This is a genomic window from Aeromonas sp. S9(2024), assembly GCF_041403185.1.
Lineage (GTDB): Bacteria > Pseudomonadota > Gammaproteobacteria > Enterobacterales > Aeromonadaceae > Aeromonas > Aeromonas enteropelogenes.
This window is the reverse complement of record NZ_JBGLRE010000003.1, coordinates 15,795-38,880: the sequence shown is the minus strand read 5'-3', so window position 1 is coordinate 38,880 and position 23,086 is coordinate 15,795. Positions and strand designations below refer to the sequence as shown.

Sequence of the window (23,086 nt, the reverse complement as noted above, 5' to 3'; positions counted from 1 at the left end):
AAGGCAATCCATCATCCTTTATCAGATGCTTCGCGACATGCTCTCTCCATCTGATAAACATAAAGATAGAATTAGTGACGTTTCCTAAACGGCCTCACCAATAATAACGCACATGGCCACAGTACTCCCTGCACTTGCAGCCTGGAGCATCTTATCCCCCCTATTTCTTTCCCTGTTCCCAAGAAATAATGGCCTAGCCATAAAGAATATGAGTGGCATTTTGATTTTCAAAGTCGCCGTGTTGAATAGCAAAACGTTCAGAAACCATTTCGTCATTGTCAAAATCCTCTCGCCCATCTGCTCTGTCACCAAGAATCAACAATAATTGATACATTGGGCAAAATGTCATATTTTTTTCTACAGAAAACGATAGAAAATCAGGCCGTACGTGCGAATACGATGATTTTTCATCCACTTCTCAGCCCACTCTTTGGCACTGTTGATCTGCTCTATAGTCAATTCCTTTTCAAGTTTTGACATAAGGTAAGGGTTGCTAAATTCCTCACTTAGGAGTGCTGCCCTGTTTTTCTCTAACTCTGGAACCTGTTTATGTATCGCATACATATAGGAGTATGCTCTCACTTTATCCAAGTATTGCTCAGGAACATGACATACGGATAAGTCTTTATCTCCCCTTAAAACTGAGCTCATTGTATCTAAGGCAGAGTAGTCTCCCATATCAATAACCTTATCAAACCACTCAAAAAAACCTTTGTAATCACCTTGCTCGCATTGTTTAATAGCCATAGTCGCTATAGCATCCGGATGCCCATTTATAGCCGCTTGTTCAGTCCAATAATAAACGGCTTTTTTACGGGAGCCGGGGATCAGGTACCAACCACAACCATCTTTGATATGGCCAGCCAGCTGTTTCATAGCATCGGCATCACCCAATTTGGCCGCTTTTTCCATCCACTTGCAGTAACTGTTATAGTCTTTTTTAGTTGCCTCAATAAATGCATAGGTTTTTATTGCATCAATATCATTATTTTCAGCTCTCTGCTTGGCAACACTTATGGATTTAGCTGTCCAGTCGACACTACCACCATCTTCATTAAGTTTTGCATCCAGAATTGCACCACTCCCCAGATTAGATAAGGCAATCATCCCACAAAGCGCACCCTGTTTTGCTGCCATCTCAAAATATTTATTTGCTTTTTCAGATGCGATTAGTGACGTTCCCTGATAGGCTTCACCAATAACACACATGGCCTCAGTGCTTCCCGCACTAGCAGCCTGGAGCATCTTATCCCACCCCTCTTTTTTACCTTGTTCCCAAGGGATAACCGCTTGGTCATATAGAGTCTGAGCGGACTCTTGGTTGGCCAAAGCCGACGCTGTTAACAACAGGACACTTAAAAATACTGCTTTCATTTCGGTGTACTCCAGCCTGTGCGCATTACCTTGGGATAATCCTTGCCACTCTCATCTATAGCACGCAGAGCCCTCCAGTATGACTGCTCAAGCAATGCATCACGAGCCTGACGATATTGTGTCAAACTGGCCTTTACCACTGAATTATTTATCGCAGGTTGCTCCATAAACATATTCAACTCTTTAAGATTACTCTGATAAGCCGCGATTTTATCGCTTACATTCAGAGAATGCATCCGAACAACTGCCTCGGTAAATTTATGCCGATTGCGCTGCAGAGCAGTGGCATTATCCTTACGATTTAACCACACCAGTAAACGCGCGATAGTGATCTGCTGAAGCGCATTGACTTGCTCGACAGACAAACTGATACGCGCATAACGCATTTCAAATGCTTGAGGCCTTGCCACCATGGTTTCCAGCAAGGAGCCCAACGCCTCCGGTAGCAACTGCTCGGCCCAGGCCTGCAGCTTGGATTCCAGCTCCAGGGCTTCGCCCGGTGAGAGGGCTCCTAGATTGGCCGCCGGGTTATCACTACGGGGTAACCGGTGACCTGAGAGGGTCCAGGCGATCAGCCCTGCATTTTTACTCTGATTCAGTTGGCCATAGATCTTATCGACAAAGTCCTTGCCGGTGGCCACCACCTGCCCCATCTCCAACCCGAGTACCAAAGCAAGCTGGCTGGCCTTGGAGAGTCTCTGGTAACTCTCGTCATCGGCAAACAAGTCAACCCGCTCATACTGGCAGTCGCGTAGCAGTTGTTGGAACATGGCCACCACATAACCGGCTCCCTGCCAATCCAGCTCGAACTCCAGATAGGCCTTGGCCGAAGCCGCGCCACCGAAGCAACCAGCACGAATGCCGAGACGCAGCCATTTGCCACGCCAGCTCACCACAATCGGCGACTCGAATGATTTCTTGAGCTCGGCTCTCAGGCCTGTAGTTGCCTTGCAGAGCTGCAACGGCAGACGAGCCTCATCGGCAATGGCTAACTGTTGGCAAGTCACTGCCGAAGGTCGCCAATGAAGTGCACCGCTGACGCTGGTTCCCACTTCAACGCCTATTTCTCCTTCGAACTTTCCTTTCTCTTCGATCTTGCTAACCCAATCGACCCCACTCAGGCTCACTCCCCCCAGGGTGTGATTGAGGCTGATCTCGCGCCCTGCCGACATCATAGCCCCCGCTTTGCCCCATGCCTTGGCATGCAGCAGCAGTGACCAGGCCCCCATATTGAAATCGTAGAGCTTGCCACTGCGTTGCCCCTTCACCTTGACCTTCAGCTCGGTCGGCGCCGGGGGCAGCTTCACTCGGAATAGATCTATCTCGCCGCGCAGGGGGTAATACTCCGCATCCACAGAGACAGATGCGACCGCACGTTGAGCGGCCTTGTTATCTGTAGCCTCCCCCCCCGTCAGCGAACGTGAGGTAGAGAGCGAAGAGGAGGTGCCCGTCACCTCGGTATTGCCCACATTCAGAGTCAGGGCCTCATGCTCCACTCCCGCCTTGCTGCTCAACTTGCCAGACCAGGTGGAATAACTCATCAACCGCATCAGCTGGGCCTGGGGACTCTCATCCAACAGCCCGGTCGGGCTCTTTCCTTCCAGGCGCAGCAACATGGTGGAAAGGTGTTTCTCGAAGCGGGAACGGTTCGATTGCAAAGACTCGACTTTCCAGTCACGCTTCTCCAGCGCCTCTTCCACCTTTTCAAAGCGCAGGATACCGCTCTCCTTGATAAACCAGCTGGACTCAAAAGGGAGACAGACGATACCGTCTTGCTCCAGCAGGGAGAGCAGCACTGGATCCTTATCCAGCTTGAGCAGATTGCCCCCTCGATCTGTCTGTTCCACCGGCAGTTGCCACAGGCTGAAATAGGAGAAACGTTCGTCAGAGAGAGCCGCCGAGCAGATCTCCCGCAATGGGTAATCCCCCTTGGTCAGTGCATCCATGGGTTGGGGTTCATACTCACCTTCCCAAGCTAATACTCGGGGAGGAACAAGGCGGGATGCCGCTTGCTGGGCCTGTTGCTGAATAGTGGCGGCATGTTGCTCGGCCCGCTCAATGGCTGCCAACGCGGGCTTGAATACTTCGCGCGGGGGCTTGGGGGTCTGCTCGTTTTTTGTCGAGGCATACCCACTGCCCAAGGCAGTCAAGAACGCCTCTATGGTACGTTTAAGTTCAGCCTCCGCTTCCGCCTTTTCTTTCAAATAGGCGAACCAGTTGGCATAGCAACTGGCCCCGTCGACACAACCACTCTGCCCGGTCAGCGCCCATTCGGGTACTGCAATCCCGAGCACAGCCAGTTCTGCAATGACGGCCACGAGTGCATTCAGGCTTTTTTCCATTTGCGCCAGCCGCTGCCGTTTCTCTTCGAAATGGCTGGGGGCCGGCCATACCAGATTCATGCTCTGCTCTTGCATCAGGACCTGGATCTGCTGGAGCTCCTTTCGCAGGGCTTCTATCTGGTCGGCAGGTGGGGAGGTATCGACAAAGGCGGCCCGGGCTTTCTTGTAGCGAGCAAGCAGAGATTTAATCTTTGACTGACGAGGGTCGTAGAAGCGCCCGGCTGCATCGACTTCATATTTCTGCTCTTTCGCCTGCTTTATCGCTTGCTCTTTAAGTGCCTTCATACGTATGGCCATCCGTTCTTTTTCATTCACGGCCATCACAAAATCGATAGGAACTTGATAACAGTCGGGATCATCGGCAAGAAACTGCATTTTATGCTGAAGTTGCTGCCACTCGGCCTTTTGCTCCGGGGTAAAAAAATGACTGAACGATGGGCTGACCATCAGGCTGTCGAGCTGGATATCCTGCAGTGACAAGGCTGCCAGCTTGTTGCTGGCCTTGAGTACCTTGCTCTCGAAAATCTGTACGGCCTGCTTGATTTTCTTGAAGGCTTTCTCGGGAACCAGCCAGAAACAGTTGCTGCCGCTGACATAGAAGATGTCTTTAAACTCTTTGGGCTGACAGGGGTGAGCAGCCTTGGCAAAAGAGTCGGCTGGAATAGCCTCTACAGGCTGGGCACACTCCAGGACTATCGGCTCGTTGCAAAGACGGGTGTCAACCAACACATTGACAGGAGAAGTGAAAGAGCTCATCAGCACACTGCCTTTTCGATAACAAGAGGTTCGTTTAATAACTCGGCCAACGCTTCGTCAGGATCTGACCGCGACACGAGATCCCCAGTCAAACCGGGCCAAATAGCCGGCAAATTATCTAGCTGCCTGGCCAACGCCTGACACCAGGGATACCATTCCCAATGCTCGGTCAGTCCCCCTTTGATCACCTGCATGGTACAGAGCGCCAACCAGGCATGATGAACAAATGACTGTGGGGGAAGCAGGTAAAGCAGACGGACGAACATGGCGTGCTCCTCAAGCTCTGGCGTGATGCGAGGCGCCATATCGTTTCCGGTTGTTGAGGATGAAAAGACGCGCCACCCCGCTTTGCCCCAGTCAGGCAACCACCATTGGTCCACCCCTCGCCCCAATGCCGAGCACATCTTGCTCAACCACAGAGCTGCCAAGATGGCGGGATCGTAGAAGCGAAGATAACTCTCCCCCGCCCCATCAGGCACAGTCAAAAAGGCCCGAAAGTGCGTGGCCAATTCAACCAGCGAGAGATCGCTGCGCAACCCCACTCCGGCAAATCTCTGACTGGTTTCGGATATCAGTTGTTCGCGAGCAGACTCGTCCGCTGGCAACAGCACAAGCAGAGGAGACGCATCCAACAGAGGCTGGTGATGTGTCGTGGCAAAAAGCAGGGCAAACTCGGGCTGTTCAAGGCACTCATAGAGAAATTTCTGAATATCGAGCCAGCGTCCTTGATCGATCAGCAAGTGTGTCATCTGTCCACCCTCTTGCCAGAGGATGCCCTCTTCATTCAGGCGTTGCCATTCGATTTGCACGGGCAATCTCCTCGACCACAACTACCATCGCTTTTTTTGCCACACATAGGGATGGACACAACTCCCGCCTTGGCAGAAGTCAGTAACGCCTTGGTCATCTCGGGTTCTGGAGGGGCCAGATATGGCGCAACCTCGACCCCCATAGGTAAACCAGGCATCTTCCCCGCCCAGCCGGAGCCTGAGCCTGGGCTGCCGCCCGAGTTCATCTTGATGGAGCCGCCAGAGAGGGTGACGCCGCTTGGGTCGATTTTGACAAAACTGCCCCCCACCTTGAGGGTCAGCTCGGCGCCGGCCTCCATCACTATCTTCATGCCTGCCTTGTGGTGTACTTCGCTGCCCGCCTCAACCAACAGGGATTGTCCCAGCTTCTGGTGCATGCTGGCATCCACTGTCAGCGAGTGGTCACCCTTGATGTGGTCCCGCTTCTCACCTTCCACCGTCAGGTGGTCATTGGCCTTGATGCGCGTCACCCGTTCATTGTCGATGTCTCTGTGCTCGTCGTGCTTGATGTGCCAGGCAGCATCATTTTCGATGAGCACGTTCAGGTCTTTCTGGCCGTGCAGGTAAATCTCTTCCTGCCCCGCCTGGTCTTCAAAACGCAGCTCGTTGAAACCCTCACCTTGGTGGGTCTCGGTGCGCAGCACGGTGCGGGTCTTGTTGGCTGGAATCTCATAGGGCGGTCGGTTGGTGGCGTGGTAGGTGCGCCCGGTCACGATGGGCTGGTCGGGGTCGCCTTCCAGAAATGAGACGATGACCTCATGGCCGATACGCGGAATGGCCATCATGCCGTATTGGCCGCCAGCCCAGCCCTGGCTCACCCGCACCCAGCATGAGCTTTGGTCATTGGAACTGCCATATCTGTCCCACGGAAATTGCAGCTTGACCCGGCCGTGTTCGTCGCAGTAAATCTCCTCCCCCTCCGGCCCCACCACCATGGCAATTTGCGGGCCATCCACCATGGGTTTGTGGGGCGCTTGCGGGCTGCCAATACGGGCCCGCCAGGTGCTGCTCGCCTTCACCACGCCAAATTCGTTGTGATAGACGGTCGGGCCGCTGCCCCCCTCCTCTTCCAGTGCCTGAGGCTGCTGGCCGGTGTGACGGATATGCACGATTTGCCAGTCGCTGTTGAGGTTGGCGTTCGGGTGCTCGGTCAGGGAGAAATACTGCCCCGGCAGCAGGGCCGCACTGTTGGATTTGCCTTGGCCTGTCACGGCGTCATTGCGCAGGGCATCGAGCCGGTGCTGGGCAAACGCCTTGCCGCTGCCGTCCTGCTTGTAGCGGCCCGGGTAGTCGAAGTGCTGATAGCTCTGGCGCTGATGCTCAAGCTCGGCCCCCAGCTTCTTGTGGGAGAGCCCATAGGCCGGGGTCTTGAAGCTGTAGTCTTTGAGCTCCACATCCGAGGTGCGCACCGCCTCGCGGTAGTGGAACTGACGCACATAGGCGCCTTGCTCGAGCGAGCGGTTGCCGAGGTTGAAGAACAGCTCGGGGCCTTGAGTCAATGCCGCCGCGTCGTCGGCAAACACGAGACGGTGTTTGCCTTGCTCAAACTCAAAGAAGTAGAACATCCCCTCTTCGGCCGCGAGGCGATTGAGGAAGTCGAGGTCGGTCTCCCGGTACTGGACGCAGTATTCGCGCTGGGCATGCTCATTTTTCAGCGCAAAGGCGTAATCGGTAATGCCGTGCTCCTGCAACAGGATGCTGAGAATTTCATCGGGCTTTTGCGCCTGGAAGATACGCGAGTTGTGGCGAAGCCCCAGTCGCCACAGGGCCGGTTGCACCAGCAGCTGGTAGCGGGTTCGGCGAAAACCGCTGTCACCCTGGGCAAAGTCACTGACCACTCCGCATACCCGGCGCTGCATCTCGCCGTGGTACCACACCAGGAGCTCGCACGGCTGGTCCAGCACGGCGGCAAAATCGATGTCCGGCTGGGGACTTGCCAACTCAAGGCGCAGCTGGAACGGGTCGTTCAGTGCCTCTTCCAGGGCAAACTCGGCCACCACGAAGGTTCCCTCGGGCAGCGCCCCCACCTTGACGGTAAATTGTAATCCTGTGCTGTCTGCCATCACGGGCTCCTTATCCTGCCTGTCCGCTGCCAGCTCCAATCACCACGCCGCCACAACCGACGGCAGTACCCGTCACGGCGATGGGCTTGCCGTTGACCAGCACTGAGCCGACTCCGCCCGAAATGCTGCGTGGATGAGGCGGGTTGTTGGGTTTGTCGTGAGGGGCCAGCGGGTCGCCCTGGCGAGCCACCGGCTTGCCATCGAGAAAGACATCGGGACTGGCGGCAATCACCGGAGAGGGATGGAATCCGTCGTGGTCGGTGCCAATGTCACCGAGCAGTGCGATAGCGGGGCACATAATTATTCTCCATATGAGCGGGAAAACGCAGTCATTGCGTATCCCCACGCCCCTTTGCAGCAGTGACAATCACGGGGCCTAAAACAAGCAGAGTGGGCCACAGCACAGACCATGCCACTCGAACGAACCTGATATTTATCAATAAAAACAATGCATTAAATAAAATATTGCGAGCCATCAGGCCATGACTCGCAAGGTCTTGCGCAAAACCGGCCACAACTCTGCAAGAGCTTGCCCTGACAGTGAATCTCACCAATGAGCACGCAAAAAATTGCTCAACACAGAACAATCAACTGCCAGTTTGTGCCTGTTGTAGCTGATAGAGCCGGATATTGAGCGCTTTGAGGTCATTTTCCAGCCCTTTCAACTCGGCGGCGGTAATGGGCTCCTGCGATGCTTTTCGCGCCTCCAGTTCACTCAGGCGCAGGCTGAATGGAATGTCCTGCATCAGGTTCTTCTGCACCTCGTAGAGCTGGGACTTGAGGTAGGAGATGGTCACCGTCTTGCGCTGGCGTTCGAGCTCCAGCAGTTGATCGAGCAGGGCATCCACCCCGGCCCGGGCATCAAGATAGGTCGGCACCCTGTTGTTGTTCACATCTTGGCTGGCCAAGGCGTTTTGCCACTGCTTGTCCAGCGCCTTGACCGCCAGCGAGTCGGGGTAGAGCATCTGCAGCGAGCTGCGCAATCCTTCCCCGTAGCGATACCAATAGAGTGGCGAGGTCTGCTCCAGCCGGCTCAGCTGGGCCTGGTAGCGGGCCACCAGCTCGCTCTCCATCCCTTGCAGGGTCTGCTCACCAAGGACGATGCGTGCCTGGCGGATATCGTCGTAGCTGAGTGCCCTTGGCAGCTCGGTGGCCGGCTGCTGCAACCGCTCGGCTGCCACTATTTTTTCCTGCTGCTGGTGCTGCCAGCCGAACCACCCCATCACCGGCAGGGCGCAGCTGAGCAGGCCGCAGCCAAACCAGAACCAGGCCGGACGGGGCTTGCGGTGCTGCTCAATCTTGAGCACGGTCGGCTTGACCTGCCCCTTCTCCCGGCCCACCAGTATGCTGCCCTGGGGCAGGTGCGGCGTGGCGGATGCCGATGAGGGGGCTGTGTCGTGCTCCATATCGGGCTTGAAGAACACCATGGGCGGGATCTGCAGATCCTCCTTGAGGCCGGGTTCATCGGAGACGATGACGATCTCGGTCTCATCGAACAGGTGGGTATACCCCTCGATGAAGTGCACCAGATTCTCGACCCGGGGAATGCGGCTCAGGCCCGCGTTGTGCAGCTTTTCACTGATGAGTTGCAGTGCCCGCTCGCAGCGATAGACCAGCCGCTTGTCTTCGTGGCTGATCTGGTACTGGCGGATCACGTCGCTGATGCGGGCGATGAACCAGTCCAGCATCTCGACACGGGCCCGCTCCTGATGCACCGGCGGCCAGAAACTCTCCCACTGGGTCACGATCAGGTTGGCCAGAAACTCGCACCCTTCGGTGAAGCCGCTCAAGCCCTGCAGACGGGAGCGCGCCAGGGTGAAATAGATGGCAGTTTGCAGATCCACCCCGTGTTTCTCGAAGATCTGGCTGGCAAGCTGATGGATCTTGAGCCAGTCCACCTCGGGTCGGGAAGCGTGACTGAGCTTGTTGATTTCGGCGCGCAGCGCTTCATATTCCGGCAGCATCCGGGGATCCCGTCCCACCTTGAGCGCCTGCTGGCCTTGTTGATTTTGTGACATGTCGACTTCCACAGCTTGTAGGGGGCACCGGGTGCCCCCGCTTTATCAATAGAGGGATTCAGGCAATCTGAACTGGCTGAACAGGCCGCCGGTGAAGGGGTTCTGCACGCTGTCGGTATAGACGCGATAGGTCATGGCCCCCTGATCCACCGGGAAGCGCACATCGAAGGTCGCCTCGCTCACCTGGGTCAGCTCCCCCTTGTCCATCAGGCGGAACATGGCCCAGGGGCCGATGAAGCCTTCGCTGCGCGGTGAACGCTCGCGGGCGGCCGGCACCAGGGTGATCTTGCTCTCGGCACCGTCACGCATGGTGTTGGGCCATACCAACGGGATCTTGGTGCGTCGGCCATGGGCGTACTCCAACAGCTGGCCATCCAGATTCAGCACGCTGCGCCGCTTGTTGGCGGTGAGCTCGATGGGCTCGACGGCAAACTGCACCTCCAGGTTGCCCTGCTGGCTGAAGAAGATCTGGCGGATGCGCGCGGCTCTGTCCAGCTGCTTGACCAGCTCGGCCTGCACCGGGGAGCTGAACTCCCCTTCCATCAGGCCGCTCTCCACCATGGGTTTGAGGTTGACCTGATAGAAGCTGTCGAGAGTCCCGTTGGGAGCAAAGAAGCGCTCCATCTCGGAGAGGGGCACATCCTTGGCAGAGCCCGGGTTGAACGGATAGCGATCGGCCAGCTGGCTGTTGAACGGGGTCAGCACCTTGTCCTGCCACTCCTGGTTGAGGGAGGACATGGCAAGATCGATCACCAGTCGCGAGCTCTGATCCGCCAGTTGCCCCACCCAGCGATCGAGTGGCGCCGGCAGGCCGCGGGCGTACTGCTGCAGCGCAAACACCGGGTCTGCGTACTTGTTGGTCATGCGCAGCTGCACCGCCTTGAGGGCCGACTGACCAGGCTCGGTGGCGTTGACGATGAGCTCCAGATAGTGCTGCAGCTCCATCAGTTTCTGGTTCACCTCCTGGATAAGCGGCCCCTGCTCGCCGCGACCGCTCAGGGTGGCATTGGCCGCCATGAAGGGACGCCCGATGCGGGAGGTGATGGCCTGGGCCGGATCCCCCTCCACATCGGAGATCTTGCGGATACGGGTGTTGTCATCGAGGGTCGCCAGCACCCGCTGGAACGGCTGATCGTTGCCCGTGATGGCCGCCAGCACATCGAGCGCCTGCTCGGGACTGGCCAGGGTCTGCACGTCCAGGTTGTTCAACAGTTTTTGCCACTGGTTGACGTAGTCGGTGACGTAGCGGTCGTTGACCTGACGGGTGATCTCCTTGCGATCGGCATCGCTCAGCTGGCTCAGCTTGCGCTGGCCCAGCACCCAGGCGTCCATGGCAGTGAGGTCGATCAGCGCCTTGTCCTGCTTGAGGAAAAAGTCGCTGAAACCGGGCCAGGTCAGCAAGCGGGGCAGCAGGCCGGCGTTGTCGCTGCGCAGGGCAAAAACGGTGTCGAAGGTCGGCCCCACCTCGTCGCGCACGTTGAGATCCGGCGCCAGCACATCGTCCGCCTTCACCACCAGGTTCTGGTAGACACGCTGATACATGGGCAGTTTGCCAAGCTCGCGCTGGGCGCCATAAATAGGCTCCTTGAAGGGAACGAATGCGGTGATGGCCGCCTGATCGCGGGCCGCCCGGGCCGCATACCAGTTGGTGTGATCGAGGGCGTATTCGAGGTGCCCCATCAATTGCTCCTGCACCGCACCCTGCCCCGGGAAGGCCTGCTGCCAGCGGCTCGCCATATACTGCTCCACCAGCGCCTTGTTGCGACCGGAGGCATCGTCGAGCATCCGCATCACCCGCAGGATGGCGAGTTTCTCCTCGCTGCCGGCCGGCGCCTGGTTGAGATCCGCCAGCAAGCCCTGCATCTGGGCTGGCAGGAAGCGCAGGCTCAGCAGTTGCAGATAGGATCCTTCTACATAGGGGCCAATCTCGTCCCCCTGATAGAGGCCAAGGTCGGCCACCAACGGCATGCGCTCACGGTAGTTGCCAAAGGAGAGGGTCGCCTCGCGAATGAGGTTGAGTCGCGGCAGCTGGCTCACACCGAAGGCGTGTTCATCGGCCACCTCGTTGGTTTCCATAAAGGCCTGGGCCTTGGTCAGCACGTTGCGCCCCGCCTCTTCGTTCACACGATAGAAGTAGTGCCAACCGCCGATCAGGGCCGCCGAGAAGAGCGACAGGCAACCAAGGCCGATGGCCATGCGGCGACGGCGATAGAGGGTGTGCAACCGGTTCTCCCCGGCCAGATGGGCCTCGGGGAAGATGATGCTGGAGAACAGCTGGCGCACGAAGTAGGTGTTGGACTCCCCGCGCAGGGCCGAATGGATGGGCTCCGGCAGGTTGTAGCGACGGGAGGCCGCCTGAGCAAACGCATCGAACGGTACCCCCTGCTGATAGACGGAGCTGATGTAGACCCCCCGCACCAGCAGCGGCTTGCTCTCTTCAATAGCCAGGGTTTCATCGAGCAGGCTGGTCACATAATCCTTGAGGCCCGCCAGCTGGCGCACGAAGGAGAACAGGGCGTTGCGCTGGGCGGCATCGAGCCTGGCCAGCATCAGCTCGGGCAGATTGCGGTTGAGGTTGTCCACCCACTGATCCCAGAACAGGGCCAGATCCTGCTGCCAGTCAGCGCCCGGCTTGAAGGTCACCCCCAGCACCGCCTCACGGGCCTCCTTGTCGAGCTGCTCGTATACCACATCGAAGCCACGCAGCAGATCGAGCTTGGTGAAGGTGACATAGAGGGGCAGCCGGGTGCTCATGGTGGCCGACACCTCCTGCAGGCGGGAGCGCATCAGTTGGGCATAAGCCTTGCGCTCGGCCACGCTGGCATGGGAAAGCCAGGCCAGATCCACGGTCAGTACCAGACCGTTGAGGGGCTGGCGACGACGATGTTCATTGAGCCAGTTCAGCAGATGCAGCCAGAGCCGCTCATGCTTGCGGGCCAGCGGATCCAGCTCGGGTTCGGATTGGGACAGGAGTTCACCGGCGGGATCCAGCATCACCGCCTGCTCCCCCAGCCAGCAGTCGATCAGCTGATCCTGCGCCACGTCGCGCAGTTCGGTGTCGAGCCTGGGGTTGAGTTTGTTGGCCGGGTTGGCGCGATGGATCAGGCTGCTCTTGCCGCTGCCGGGCAGCCCCAGCACCAGATACCAGGGCATGGCGTAGAGTGCCCCCTTGCCCAGATGGTCATTCAGCGCCTGCAGCCAGCGGTCCAGAAACAATGCCTGCCGGTCGATGATCCCCTTGACCGGATCCTGCTCCAGCAGGACCTCGGTGTTGCGCTCGGCCTTGAGCTGCTGCATCTTGCGCCATACTCGCCAGGAGATGACCCCCAGCAGCAGCCAGAGCCAGAGCAGGGTGAACACGACCCGTCCCCACAGCGGCTCAAGCGGCTTGGCTTCGCGGAGCTCGAGACGGGGTCCCAGCCACCAGGCCAGGATGAGGACGACGGCCCAGAGCACCACACCGAGCAGGGGCCAGGAGGGCTTCAATTTCGGCAGCTGTTGCCGCAGAAAGGTAAAGATGGTTTTGAACATAAAATGTGATCCAACTCCGACTCAATGACTCATTTCGGCATTCATTTCGACAACGGGGCCACATGGCTTTCCAGGCGGCTGACCAGTCCCGGTTCCCATTGCGCCAACCCCAGCCGGGTTGCCTCTTGCCACAAGTGTTGATAGTGCTGGCGCGCAAGCGCCTCCATGCCTTCCTGCGCCAACAGCTCCGCCTGCACCAACTGGGCATGGAAACGGTCTCTTGGCTCTTTCAGCTGTGCCATTCGCTCGTCGAGCAGGGCCAGGGCCGCAGCCACTCCCTGCTCCCCATGGCGCTGGGCCACCTCTTCGGCCAAAGAGGATCCCCCTTCGCTGCCGCTTCCTCTCTTGGCCGGCTGCAGCCAGCGACTGCACTCGGGGGAAAGGAACGCAGAACCATCGCTGAAGGTGAGCTCCCGCAGGGCCGGCAGGCGCTGCAAAAAGCCGTCGAGCTCCTGCATGATGGCCTGGGCGACGGCAGCAAATCCCAGCTTCTGCGCCACCTCGGCCGAGAGGCGATGCCCCTCGAACCAGTAGGGGGCCAGGGTCAGGCTCTGCTCGATGCGCTGCCAGAGCGCCAGATCCGGCGAGCTCATGGCGGCGCGATACTCATCCACCATGTCCACCGACATGGGGGCCAGCTGGGTTTTGTTGTCCCGGCTCGTCATGGGCGGCGTGGTGATCCCGGCCCAGATGGCGTGGCGGCGCAGGCGATAACCCACTGGCGCCTCCGGCTGGCGCTCGATCAACAGCTCGGCGACCTTGAGCTGGGTCTGGCGCCAGGCGCGATCATTGGAACTGTCGATCTCGACACCGGCACTGCCGCCGCCACCGCCGCTCAGCACCATGGTTGCCGCCGTGCCGGCTGACGAGGCCGTTGCACTCGCGGCCGCCGGCGTGCCTTGCTGCGGCTGTTGGGCGGCATCGGCCTGGGCTTGTGTGGCCTGCTGGCGCTGGGCCCGCTTCAGCCCCGTCAACAGCGGATCGAGCAGCTCTCCCTTGTCGGGACACTGGGCCAACCAGCCTGTTTCCAGCTGTTCGGCCTGCACCAGCAACTGGGCCAGCTCGGCTGCCGAGGCGCTTTCGCAGACCCTTGGCAGCGCCCCCTCGAAGCGCTTGACGATCTGCACCATCAAGCGCTGCTTCTGGGTGGCATTACCGGGCCAGGCCAGCAGCCAGTAGCTGCCGATCCAGGCTTCCAGCAGACTGAGGGCGGCGCCGAAAGGCGTCGCCTTGGCCGGGTGCTGCAGACAGCGCAGCAGCTGGGCCAGCACCCGCATGTCCTTGGTGCGGTTCTCCAGCAGGAAGAGACAAGCGTCAGCCACCGCATTGAGATCCACCTGGCTGTGGGCCAAGGAGCCCAGTTTGACAAGCTCGGTCTCTACATAGTCCCAGCGCGGCTCGTCGGCCTGTACCTGGCCCTTGATCTGTTCATCCGGCAAGCTGGCAAGCAGGCGTTCACACCAGGGGTGTTGATAGCTCATCGGGCCCCCTACCAGCGACACTGCTGGCGCAGGGGAACCAGCGCCTCTTTCAAACCGCTCAGATCGATGCGCAGCAGGGCACCGTTGTCGGCCCGCACCTGCAACTCGCGAGCCCCAAACCAGCGTTTGAGTTCCTCGATGGCGGGCAGGCCGCGACCATATTCGAGCAGCAGCCCCTGATCCCGCACGAACCAGCTTTGGGAGGCGCGGCTCGGTTGACCATCGAGTTCAATCTGCACCCGCTCCCCGACCCAGGGGGTGTCCAGTCGCAGCCTGACGTGAGTGATGCTGTCGACGCAACCGATGGCCAGGGTCGCCCCGCGCAGGGCCGGACGGGTCAGGGTGACACTGCCCTGCCCCTCATCCTGCACCAGCAAGAAAGGAGGGGTTTGCGGAGTGCGAGCCTGCTCCTGCGCCCAGATGGCCTGCCAGGCGGGGGAGCGGGCGGCGCCCTTCTCATTGGTCGGCGCCTGATCGCTGCCGATAGCGTCATAGCAGGCGAGACGCACCAGCGGCGAGGGTTCCTGCCGGCACGTCTGCCAGGCCGCCATGTCCGGCGCCGCGGCACCGCTGGCCAGCAACAGGGGCAATAGGGCGATGACGCTCATCAGTTCACCTCCAGTTTCTGGCACTTGTGATCCAGGGTGCGTTTGGGAATGTTCAGGCTCTCGGCCACCAGCATGCGGTTGCCCTGGAAGTAGCGCAGGCGCGCCTCAATGACGGAGGCCTCGTACTGCTGCATGGCCCGGCGCAGATCCCGGATGTGGTTGTAATCATCCAGCATGCTGGGCAGCAGGGCGCAGATCCGCTCGCGCAGTTCGGGCGGCAATGCCTCCAGCATCACCTCTTCACCGTGGCGGGAGTGGGCACAGGCCACCTCCAACAGGTTGCGCAGCTCGCGCACGTTGCCGGGGAAGTCATAACTTTGCAGCTGTTTGAGGAACTTGCGATGCAACCCGGCGAGCGCCTTGCCATCCTGAGCGGCAAACTGGGCCATGAAGTGCTGGCACAGCATGGGGATGTCTTCCATGTGCTCGCGCAGGGGGGCGATCAGCAGCAGACACTGGCAGAGACGGTGGTAAAGGTCGGCACGAAATACCCCCTCCTCCACATGACGGGTGAGCGGCTGATGGGTCGCGGCGATGAGGCGAAAATCGGAGTGACACTCCTGCTCGGAACCCAGGGGCCGGTAGCTGCGGGTTTCGAGCACCCGCAGCAACTTGGCCTGCATGGTGGCGGGCATGTCGCCCACCTCGTCCAGGAACAGGGTGCCGCCATTGGCCTGGGCCACCAGCCCGACCTTGTTGGAGAGTGCGCCGGAGAAGGCTCCCTTCTGGTAACCAAACAGTTCGCTCTCGATGAGGTTCTCCGGAATGGCGGCGCAGTTGATGGCCACGAACGGCTTGGCGGCGCGCTCGGAGCACTGGTGCACCAGGCGGGCGACCACCTCCTTGCCACTGCCGGTCTCCCCCTGGATGAGCACGGTCAGCTTGTGGCGACCGGCCTGGCTTATCTGCTCGCGCAGCCCGCGGATCACCGCCGACTGGCCGACCAGCTGATCGCCAAGCAGCTTCTCGTGCTGACGCAGCCGCTCCCCTTCCCCCTTCATCTGGCGCAGGGAGTCGCGCAATACCGTTTGATCCCGACGGCTACGCCCCAGATCGCGGATAAGGGTGAGCTGGTTGCAAAACACCTGGGAGAGCTGGGCCAGTTCGGTACGTTCCGCCCACTGCTGCAACACGTCGCCATCATCCATCATGGCCAGCACGGCAAACGGCTTGCCATTGGCATCCTTGAGGGGAAAGGCGTGCAGGCCGCACTGTTGGCCGAGGTTGGCCAGCAGGGCCCGAAACCCTGCGTGCTCGATGCGCGCACCGCCGTAGAGAGAGTCCCAGGTACGGGACTGCGCCTTGTGCAGCACATAGGCAAGGGGATGGGAGAAATCATCCACCGCCAGCGCCAGGGACACTTCCCGCCCCTTGACCCAGCCTTTGCATTCGAGCTGGCGACCACTCACATCCAGCATGCCAAGCAGGATCCCCTTGGGCTGGAAGCTGGCCTCGAGGGTCGATGTCCACCAGTGGCACAGATGCTGCTCGTCCCGCTGCTCGGTCAACGCAAGGGCAAATGCGAGGGCTTGTTCCATGGTCAGCCCTCCACCTCGGCGACAAACTGGTGATCGGCCACGGAAAAACGAACCCGGTTGATGGGTTCACCGGCCGAGAGACGCTGCAGCAACTGCAGGGAGACCGGCGGCAGCAGGGCGCCATCGATGACGGATTCGAGCATGCGGGCACCGTTCTCGCTGCGATTGGCGCGCAGCAGTATCTCTTCGGCCACGGCCTCTTCCAGCACCACCTCGGCCCCGAAACGCTCCTTGAGCAGCTTGACCAGACGGTTGAGTTTGCCCCCTACGATCTGCACCAGGGTGTCGTGGCCGAGCGGCAAGTAAGGGATCACTTCCATCCGCGCCAGCAGCGCCGGCTTGAAGAAGGCGGCAAGCTCCGGATAGATAGCATCCTGCAGCTCGTCCGGCCGCTCGGCGTAATCGACGATGGTCTGGAAGCCGAGGTTCGAGGTGAGGAAGAAGACCACGTTCTTGCAGTCGATGATGCGCCCTTCCCCGTCCGCCAGTTCGCCCTTGTCGAACGCCTGATAGAAGAGGTTGAGCACGTCCGGATGGGCCTTTTCCACCTCATCCAGCAGCACCACAGAGTAGGGCTTCTGACGAATCGCTTCGGTCAGTATGCCCCCCTCGCCGAAACCAACGTAGCCGGGGGGCGAGCCGATCAGGCGGGAGACAGTGTGCTTCTCCTGATACTCGGACATGTTGATGGTGGTCAGATACTGGCGCCCGCCAAACATCAGTTCGGCAATCTGCAGCACGGTTTCGGTCTTGCCGACCCCGCTCGGTCCCACCAGCAGGAAGGCCCCCAGCGGCCGACCCGGGCGACGCAGATCGGCGCGGGCGGTCAGCAGGTGTTTGTGCAGGTGGGTCACCGCCACATCCTGCCCCTTGATGAGATCCCCGAGGTACTCGGGCAGCCGGGTCACCACGTCGAGCTCCCCCTGGGAGATGCGATTGAGCGGCACCCCGGTCCACTCGGCGATCACCGCCGCAATCTGCTTCTTGTCGACGTGGGCGGAGACCAGCACTTCCCCCTGCTGCAAGGTGGAGAGCTCGTACTCGAGCCCGGCCAGCATCTCGGCAGCGGCCTGGGGATCGAGCGGGGCATCTGCCAGGTCCAGGGCTTCCCCTTGCTCGTCGGCCAGAAGAGCCGCACGCAGCTCGACAATCTGGTGGACCAGCGCCTGCTGCTGCTGCCACCGGGACTCCTGCTCGCGCAGGGCATCACGGCAGCGCTGCTGCTCGGCCTGCAGCTCGACCAGTCGCTCTTCGTTGTCACCGAGCCCAATCAGGCTCTGGCGCTCCAGCTGGCGGATCTCCAGCTCGCGCTGGCGCAGCTCGTTTTGCAGGTGGCTGACGGCGCGCGGCGGCGTGGTCAGGTTGATGGCCACCCGGGCACAGGCGGTATCGAGCACGTCGATCGCCTTGTCCGGCAGCTGACGGCCGGAGATGTAGCGGGCGGAGAGCTGGGCGGCGGCTTGCAGCGCCTCTTCATCGATGAGCACCCCATGGGCTTTCTCGTAGATGCTGCGCAGGCCGCGCAGGATCACGGTGGCCTCGTCGGCATTGGGCTCGCTCACCTTGACCAGCTGGAAACGACGCGACAGGGCGGCGTCTTTTTCCACGTACTTCTTGTATTCACTCCAGGTGGTGGCGGCGATGGTACGCAGCTCACCCCGGGCCAGCGCCGGCTTGATGAGGTTGGAGACATCCATCCCACCGGCCTGGTTGCCGGCACCGATCAGGGTGTGAGCCTCGTCGATGAAGAGGATGACAGGACGCACTGAGTCCTTGACCTCCTGCATCACTCCCTTGAAGCGCTTCTCGAACTCCCCCTTGACCGAGGCACCGGCCTGCATGGCGCCGAGATCCAGCGTCATCAGCTCCACCTCGCGCAGCTTCTCGGGCACCTGGCCCGCCACCATGCGCAGGGCCAGCCCCTCGATCAGGGCGCTTTTACCAACACCCGCCTCGCCAACCACGATGGGGTTGTTCTTGCGACGGCGGGAGAGGATGTCGATCATCAGGTCGATTTCGTGATCCCGGCAGAGCACGGGATCCAGGCTGCCCTGACGGGCCTGCTCGGTCACGTTGACGGTGAAGCGGGCCAGCAGGCTGGCATCGGCCGGCAGGGCAGCCCCAGTCCCACTCTTGGCGGCACTGCCGCTGGCAGCCGCCACCTGGGTCTCGGCGGATTCCTTGACCCACTCGTCAAACTGCTGGCGCAACAGCTCGCGGTTGACGTTGGCCAAGAGGCGAGTCACGGAGCCGGGCAGGTAGCGCTGCGGGGTCATCAGGAGCACCAGCAGCATGACGCCGCTGCGAAGCTGACCATGCTGCAACTCGGCAGAGGCGAGCAACCAACTGTCTTGCAGCCACTCGACCAGCAGTGGCGAGAAGGAGGGATAACCCTGACCATAGCCATTGTCAGCCGCGGAGGGTTGCAGCAGGGTCTTGAGCTCCTCGACCTCCACCTCGGCCATTTTCAGGATCTGGCGTACATCGCACAGGGGCGTTTCCAGCATCTTGAGCAGCAGGTGCTCAATGCGGATCTCGGCTCCCTGATGGTTGACGCAGAGGGCCGCAGCCTCCTCCAGCATGTGACGGCAGATGGGGTTGAGTCTTTCCACCAGTACCGGTAGCTCTATACGAATCAAGGCGTGCTCTCCTTAAGAAAATTATTTTAATAATTCGCCCAGTTGACGCAGCACGTCCTGGGTCTGGTTATTGAGTTGGTAGTGATAGAGACCAAAGATGATGGCCAGGATCAGGGCTCCCCCCATGAACAGGCTGCGCAGGGAGATCTGCTTGCGCAGCTGATAGCGGGAGGCCTGACGGCCGAGGTCCAGGTGAAACACGCTGGGGGCTTCGGCGGCACTCTCGGGGGCCAGCTGTCTGTGCAACTGCCGGACGATGCGTTCGAACTCCCCTTGCCCCTTGTTCATCACCTTGTAACGCCCCTCGAAGCCGAGACAGAGGCACAGGTAGATGAACTCCAGGATGTCGCGATAGCGCTCGGGGTCTTCCTGCAGGCGGGCGAGCAGCACGAACACCTTCTCGCCACCCCAGGTCTCGTTATGGAAACGGGCCAGCAGAGAGTGCTGGGACCATTCACTCTGACTGCCCCAGTCGCGACCCATCACGGCCTCGTCGATGAAGGTGCAGAGGATGTAGCGAAACGAGAGCACTACACCGTTCTCGTAGCCCTGGGCCATCAGCTCCTGCTCGATGGCCTGGATCTCGGTCACCACCCGCTGGTAGAGCTCGGGCACCCGATCGTAGCGTGACAGCAGGCGCACTCGCTGCACCAGCCCCAGCAAGGGGGTCACCGCATCGATCATGGGATTGATGCTCTGGCCGCGCAGGCGGAACCAGTAGTCCGAATCCATGTCCAGCTGCTCGGCATGATCGAACAGCAGGTCGCTGAGTTGCTCGTTCTTGATAATGTCCGTCGTCATCTCTGCTTATTCCTTTGATGCGATCATTGGCTGCGGATGGCCCAAAGCTGCATGTCGAGCTCGGGGAAGTCGCCGGCAATGTGGAAGGCGAGCGTGTTGCTGACCGCCAGCATCTGCCAGGCCGGGCTCTGCCTGTCGAGCTGGAAGTAGCTGTAACCGGCGTGATAGGGCAACTGGCGCGGCGCCACCGGCAGCGGCAACAGCGGAATGCCGGGCAACTGCAGGCTGATGAGCTCGCGGATCTTGTCGCTGGAGGCCACCTTGGTCTGTTGCAACAGCTGTTTGCGCAGTTGCTCCTGGGGCATGCGGGCACGCACTGCCAATACGAAATCGGCGCTCTGCATCAGCTCGCTCTCGTTCACCATGGCCACCACTATGCCGTACTGGTGCTTGCGCAGCTGGATGGAGACGGCGCGCGGTGACAGCACTGTGCTCAGCGCCTGGCGCAGGGCCAGCATCACAGGCTCGAAGCTCACCTGTTGATCGTCGTGCCGATAGGCCGGGAACTCCGGCGGCAGGCGAGACTCGTCGGTGAAGGTCATCAGCTCGCCACAAAGTTGCACCAGGGCCTCGTGCAAGCGCTCCGGATGCAGGGTGCCAAGGCGCGCCAGATGCGAAAGCTGGGGCTGGGCCCGGTTCAGGAGCTGCAACATCATGAACTCGGCCACATCGGCCACCCCTTGCTGACCCGGCGCGGCGATGCGTTGGGAGAGGCTGCGCGCCCGCTCCGCCACCAAACCCGCCGACTCGCCGAGGAAGCGTTTGAGGGCCGGAATGGCCGACACGCTGATGCTGCAGGGCATGAAGTTGGGATCCAGCACCAGACCTCCATCGGGACGTTTGTCCAGAATGCGGGCGATGGCCAAGGAGGCGTAGGCACTGCGATCTTCGCGCTCCAGCATCAGGCGCAGGCTGACCCGGCCCACTTCGAGGGAGACTACGTCTCCCCCTTCGCTGTGAAGATCGCGCACGTCATGGCGATGGGCCTGCAGCCGGGTAGCCACCTGACCGCCCTGCCCCACCTCGTTGACGCCGCTCACCGAAAGCGGCAGCGCCAGATAGACCTTCTGGTTGGCCACCGAGGCATCGGTGACTTCCAGCGGCGTCGGCAGCACATCGTCGTTGGGGATGTTAAACACGGTACCGTCTGGCAGTATGCCGGTGGCCCCCACCAGGGCGATGCGGCCAAAGCCGAGGTAATCCTCGTTGATGGCGAGCGACTGCAGCCCGTAGAAATAGTCGGACAGCGCGCTCAACCTGGCGTGCAGCGCGTAATCCGAATGTCTTTGCTGTTGCTGGAAGTGCTGGGGCTTGATGAAGAGCCCCTCACGCCAGATAACCCGATTTCGACTCGACATAATTATTCTTCTTCTTTTTTCAGTTCCACTTCATCCAGACGCAGATGCACCAGGATTTGATAGGCGCGCCCCTTGCTCTTGACCTTGATGACCTTGCGCCACTCGGCGCTGTCCGGATCGGCGTAGCGGGCAATCACCCCGATGTAACGCACCTTCTCGTCAAGCTTGACGGGAGGTAGGTATTTGAACTGGCCCGGCAGCAGGGTGTAGTCCTGATGGTCCAGGTAGTTCTTGCCAAGGGCCTTCTCCACGTCCTCGGTCACCTGGTCGTAATCGGTGGCGAGCAGCTTGGAGTCTTCCGCCAGCAGCACCACCTGAAACTCGATGGGCGCCGCCTCCCCGCTCTCGTTGGGGTTGACGTCCGGCTCCGCCAGCAGGCTCAGCCCCAGGGTGGAGGGTTGATCATCATTGCTGCCCACCTGGATGTCCGGGTTCATGGCCACGTCGGCCATCTTGCCCATGGTGGTACAGCCCGCCAGGGCCAGCAGAGCCGCCCCCAGCATCAGCGCGCGTATCATCAAATCAGTCCCTGTTGCTGACGCACGGCCTGGTCATAGGCCTGGGCATAAACCTGGTGGAACAGCTTGTCGAACCCCTGCTGACGGGCAGAAGTGAGTTCGCGGTAGTAGTGCTGGTACATGTTCCAGGCCCAGCCCTCGTCGGCCACGCCCGGCGCCCCGCTGCGGCGGTAGTGTTCGAACCGGCCGAGCAGCGCCTGGGGCGAGAAGGCTTGCAGTATGCTGTCCAGTGCCGCACCGATGGCCTGCTGGTTTGCCACGTGGTGGATGCGTACGTTGTGCAGACTCTCGGCCACCGCCGCCGGGGCGCTCAGGTGGACCGGGCTCTTCTGCTCGGCAAACATCACCGCCAGGGTCTCGTCATAGTCAAGGCCCAGGCGCAGCGGGTTGTCCTCGATGGGGCGCAGGTGCTTGTCGGCCAGCGCCGCCTGCTCCTGTTGCAATTGCAGCAGACCTTCCACCATGGCCCGCATCGTCTTGCCCATCTCTTCGAGCATGTCGTGGGCCTGCTGGGTGTCCTGCAGTTGCAGGGATTGACCCAGGCCGCGCATCAGCGGCGTCAGGGCCACGTGGTCAACACCATCCAGGGAGGGCTGATAGTCGGGATGGGTCTCGATGTTCGGCATATCCAGAAATTCTTGGTTCATGGTGTTCTCGACGGCAGAAAAGGGGGCCAGGGATACGGGATCCGTATCCGGTTGGGAGTGCAACTGCGCCTGCAGGCGGGCATCCGCCAACGGGGCCGAGGCTGCGCGCTCCTGCTGCAATGCCAGCAAGGGATCGGCAGCCAGGGTGCGTGGATCGTCCATGGTCCGGGCGGGTTCATCCCCGGCCAGCCACTCGTCGAGCTGCTCGGCGGGGCGAGTGCCCAGCACCTGCTGCAGGCTCTGTTCAGGAGAAACGGCGCCCAGATAGGCTCGCAACCGGAACGGGCCGACGATCAGCTCGTCGCCCTGTTCGAGGTGTACCTTGCGGGCCCGCCCGATGGGCGAGGTGGCACCATTGATATAGGTCTGTCCGCTCAGATCACACAGGCAGAAGCGACCGTCATGCAGTTCGATCCGGGCATGGGCCGGCAACACGGCCCCCAGTCTGTCCCGCAGCTGCCAGTCATCCTGCTCGGAGGCCCCCAGGGTGCCCCCCGTCTCGTCGAAGCGGTACTGCACCTGCTGGCTGCCGTCGAGCTGTTCGCTGTTGAGCACCACCAGGGATAGTTGCTGGTTAAAATCGTCCACATTCACTCCTGCACT

15 protein-coding genes are annotated in these 23,086 nt (G+C 60.4%); all 15 read right to left on the bottom strand.

Going from position 1 to position 23,086, the window contains the following annotated elements:
• Positions 1-357: 357 nt before the first annotated feature.
• The 15 genes from ACB028_RS06415 to tagH all read right to left on the bottom strand — a co-directional run bounded on the left by ACB028_RS06415 (position 358) and on the right by tagH (position 23,071).
• Positions 358-1,374 carry a tetratricopeptide repeat protein gene (locus ACB028_RS06415; RefSeq protein WP_371143796.1) on the bottom strand — a complete coding sequence of 339 codons (1,017 nt, stop codon included), beginning with the start codon at positions 1,372-1,374 and terminating at the stop codon, positions 358-360.
• Positions 1,371-4,472 (bottom strand): hypothetical protein, encoded by a 3,102-nt coding sequence (locus ACB028_RS06410; RefSeq protein ID WP_371143795.1) that lies wholly within the window; start codon positions 4,470-4,472, stop codon positions 1,371-1,373. The genes ACB028_RS06415 and ACB028_RS06410 overlap by 4 nt, the downstream gene beginning before the upstream one ends.
• Positions 4,472-5,281 carry a DUF4123 domain-containing protein gene (locus tag ACB028_RS06405; RefSeq protein ID WP_201981193.1) on the bottom strand — a complete coding sequence of 270 codons (810 nt, stop codon included), beginning with the start codon at positions 5,279-5,281 and terminating at the stop codon, positions 4,472-4,474. The genes ACB028_RS06410 and ACB028_RS06405 overlap by 1 nt, the downstream gene beginning before the upstream one ends.
• On the bottom strand, positions 5,257-7,344 hold the full coding sequence (gene tssI, locus ACB028_RS06400; protein WP_371143794.1) for a type VI secretion system tip protein TssI/VgrG: 2,088 nt from the start codon (positions 7,342-7,344) through the stop codon (positions 5,257-5,259). The genes ACB028_RS06405 and tssI overlap by 25 nt, the downstream gene beginning before the upstream one ends.
• A gap of 10 nt (positions 7,345-7,354) precedes the next feature.
• Positions 7,355-7,642 carry a type VI secretion system PAAR protein gene (locus tag ACB028_RS06395; protein WP_371143793.1) on the bottom strand — a complete coding sequence of 96 codons (288 nt, stop codon included), beginning with the start codon at positions 7,640-7,642 and terminating at the stop codon, positions 7,355-7,357.
• Positions 7,643-7,931: 289 nt separating this feature from the next.
• Positions 7,932-9,362, bottom strand: coding sequence for a VasL domain-containing protein (locus tag ACB028_RS06390; protein WP_371143792.1), 1,431 nt, complete (start codon positions 9,360-9,362; stop codon positions 7,932-7,934).
• A gap of 45 nt (positions 9,363-9,407) precedes the next feature.
• Entirely contained in the window at positions 9,408-12,893 is a 3,486-nt protein-coding gene (gene tssM, locus ACB028_RS06385; RefSeq protein WP_371143791.1) for a type VI secretion system membrane subunit TssM, read from the bottom strand.
• Positions 12,894-12,934: 41 nt separating this feature from the next.
• A complete protein-coding gene (gene tssA / locus ACB028_RS06380; RefSeq protein WP_371143790.1) occupies positions 12,935-14,374 on the bottom strand; it encodes a type VI secretion system protein TssA in 1,440 nt (479 codons plus the stop codon).
• Positions 14,375-14,382: 8 nt separating this feature from the next.
• Positions 14,383-14,982 (bottom strand): type VI secretion system-associated protein VasI, encoded by a 600-nt coding sequence (gene vasI / locus ACB028_RS06375; RefSeq protein ID WP_216992665.1) that lies wholly within the window; start codon positions 14,980-14,982, stop codon positions 14,383-14,385.
• A complete protein-coding gene (locus tag ACB028_RS06370) occupies positions 14,982-16,520 on the bottom strand; it encodes a sigma-54 interaction domain-containing protein (protein ID WP_371143789.1) in 1,539 nt (512 codons plus the stop codon). The genes vasI and ACB028_RS06370 overlap by 1 nt, the downstream gene beginning before the upstream one ends.
• 2 nt (positions 16,521-16,522) lie before the next feature.
• The gene (gene tssH, locus ACB028_RS06365) at positions 16,523-19,159 is read right to left on the bottom strand and encodes a type VI secretion system ATPase TssH (protein ID WP_042028463.1); all 2,637 of its coding nucleotides are present in this window, start codon (positions 19,157-19,159) and stop codon (positions 16,523-16,525) included.
• Between the two features lie 21 nt (positions 19,160-19,180).
• Positions 19,181-19,960 (bottom strand): type IVB secretion system protein IcmH/DotU, encoded by a 780-nt coding sequence (gene icmH, locus ACB028_RS06360; protein WP_042028462.1) that lies wholly within the window; start codon positions 19,958-19,960, stop codon positions 19,181-19,183.
• 23 nt (positions 19,961-19,983) lie between these two features.
• A complete protein-coding gene (tssK, locus tag ACB028_RS06355; RefSeq protein WP_026458012.1) occupies positions 19,984-21,318 on the bottom strand; it encodes a type VI secretion system baseplate subunit TssK in 1,335 nt (444 codons plus the stop codon).
• 2 nt (positions 21,319-21,320) lie between these two features.
• A complete protein-coding gene (gene tssJ, locus ACB028_RS06350) occupies positions 21,321-21,836 on the bottom strand; it encodes a type VI secretion system lipoprotein TssJ (protein WP_371143788.1) in 516 nt (171 codons plus the stop codon).
• Positions 21,836-23,071 carry a type VI secretion system-associated FHA domain protein TagH gene (tagH, locus tag ACB028_RS06345; RefSeq protein ID WP_371143787.1) on the bottom strand — a complete coding sequence of 412 codons (1,236 nt, stop codon included), beginning with the start codon at positions 23,069-23,071 and terminating at the stop codon, positions 21,836-21,838. The genes tssJ and tagH overlap by 1 nt, the downstream gene beginning before the upstream one ends.
• Between the last annotated feature and the right edge of the window lie 15 nt (positions 23,072-23,086).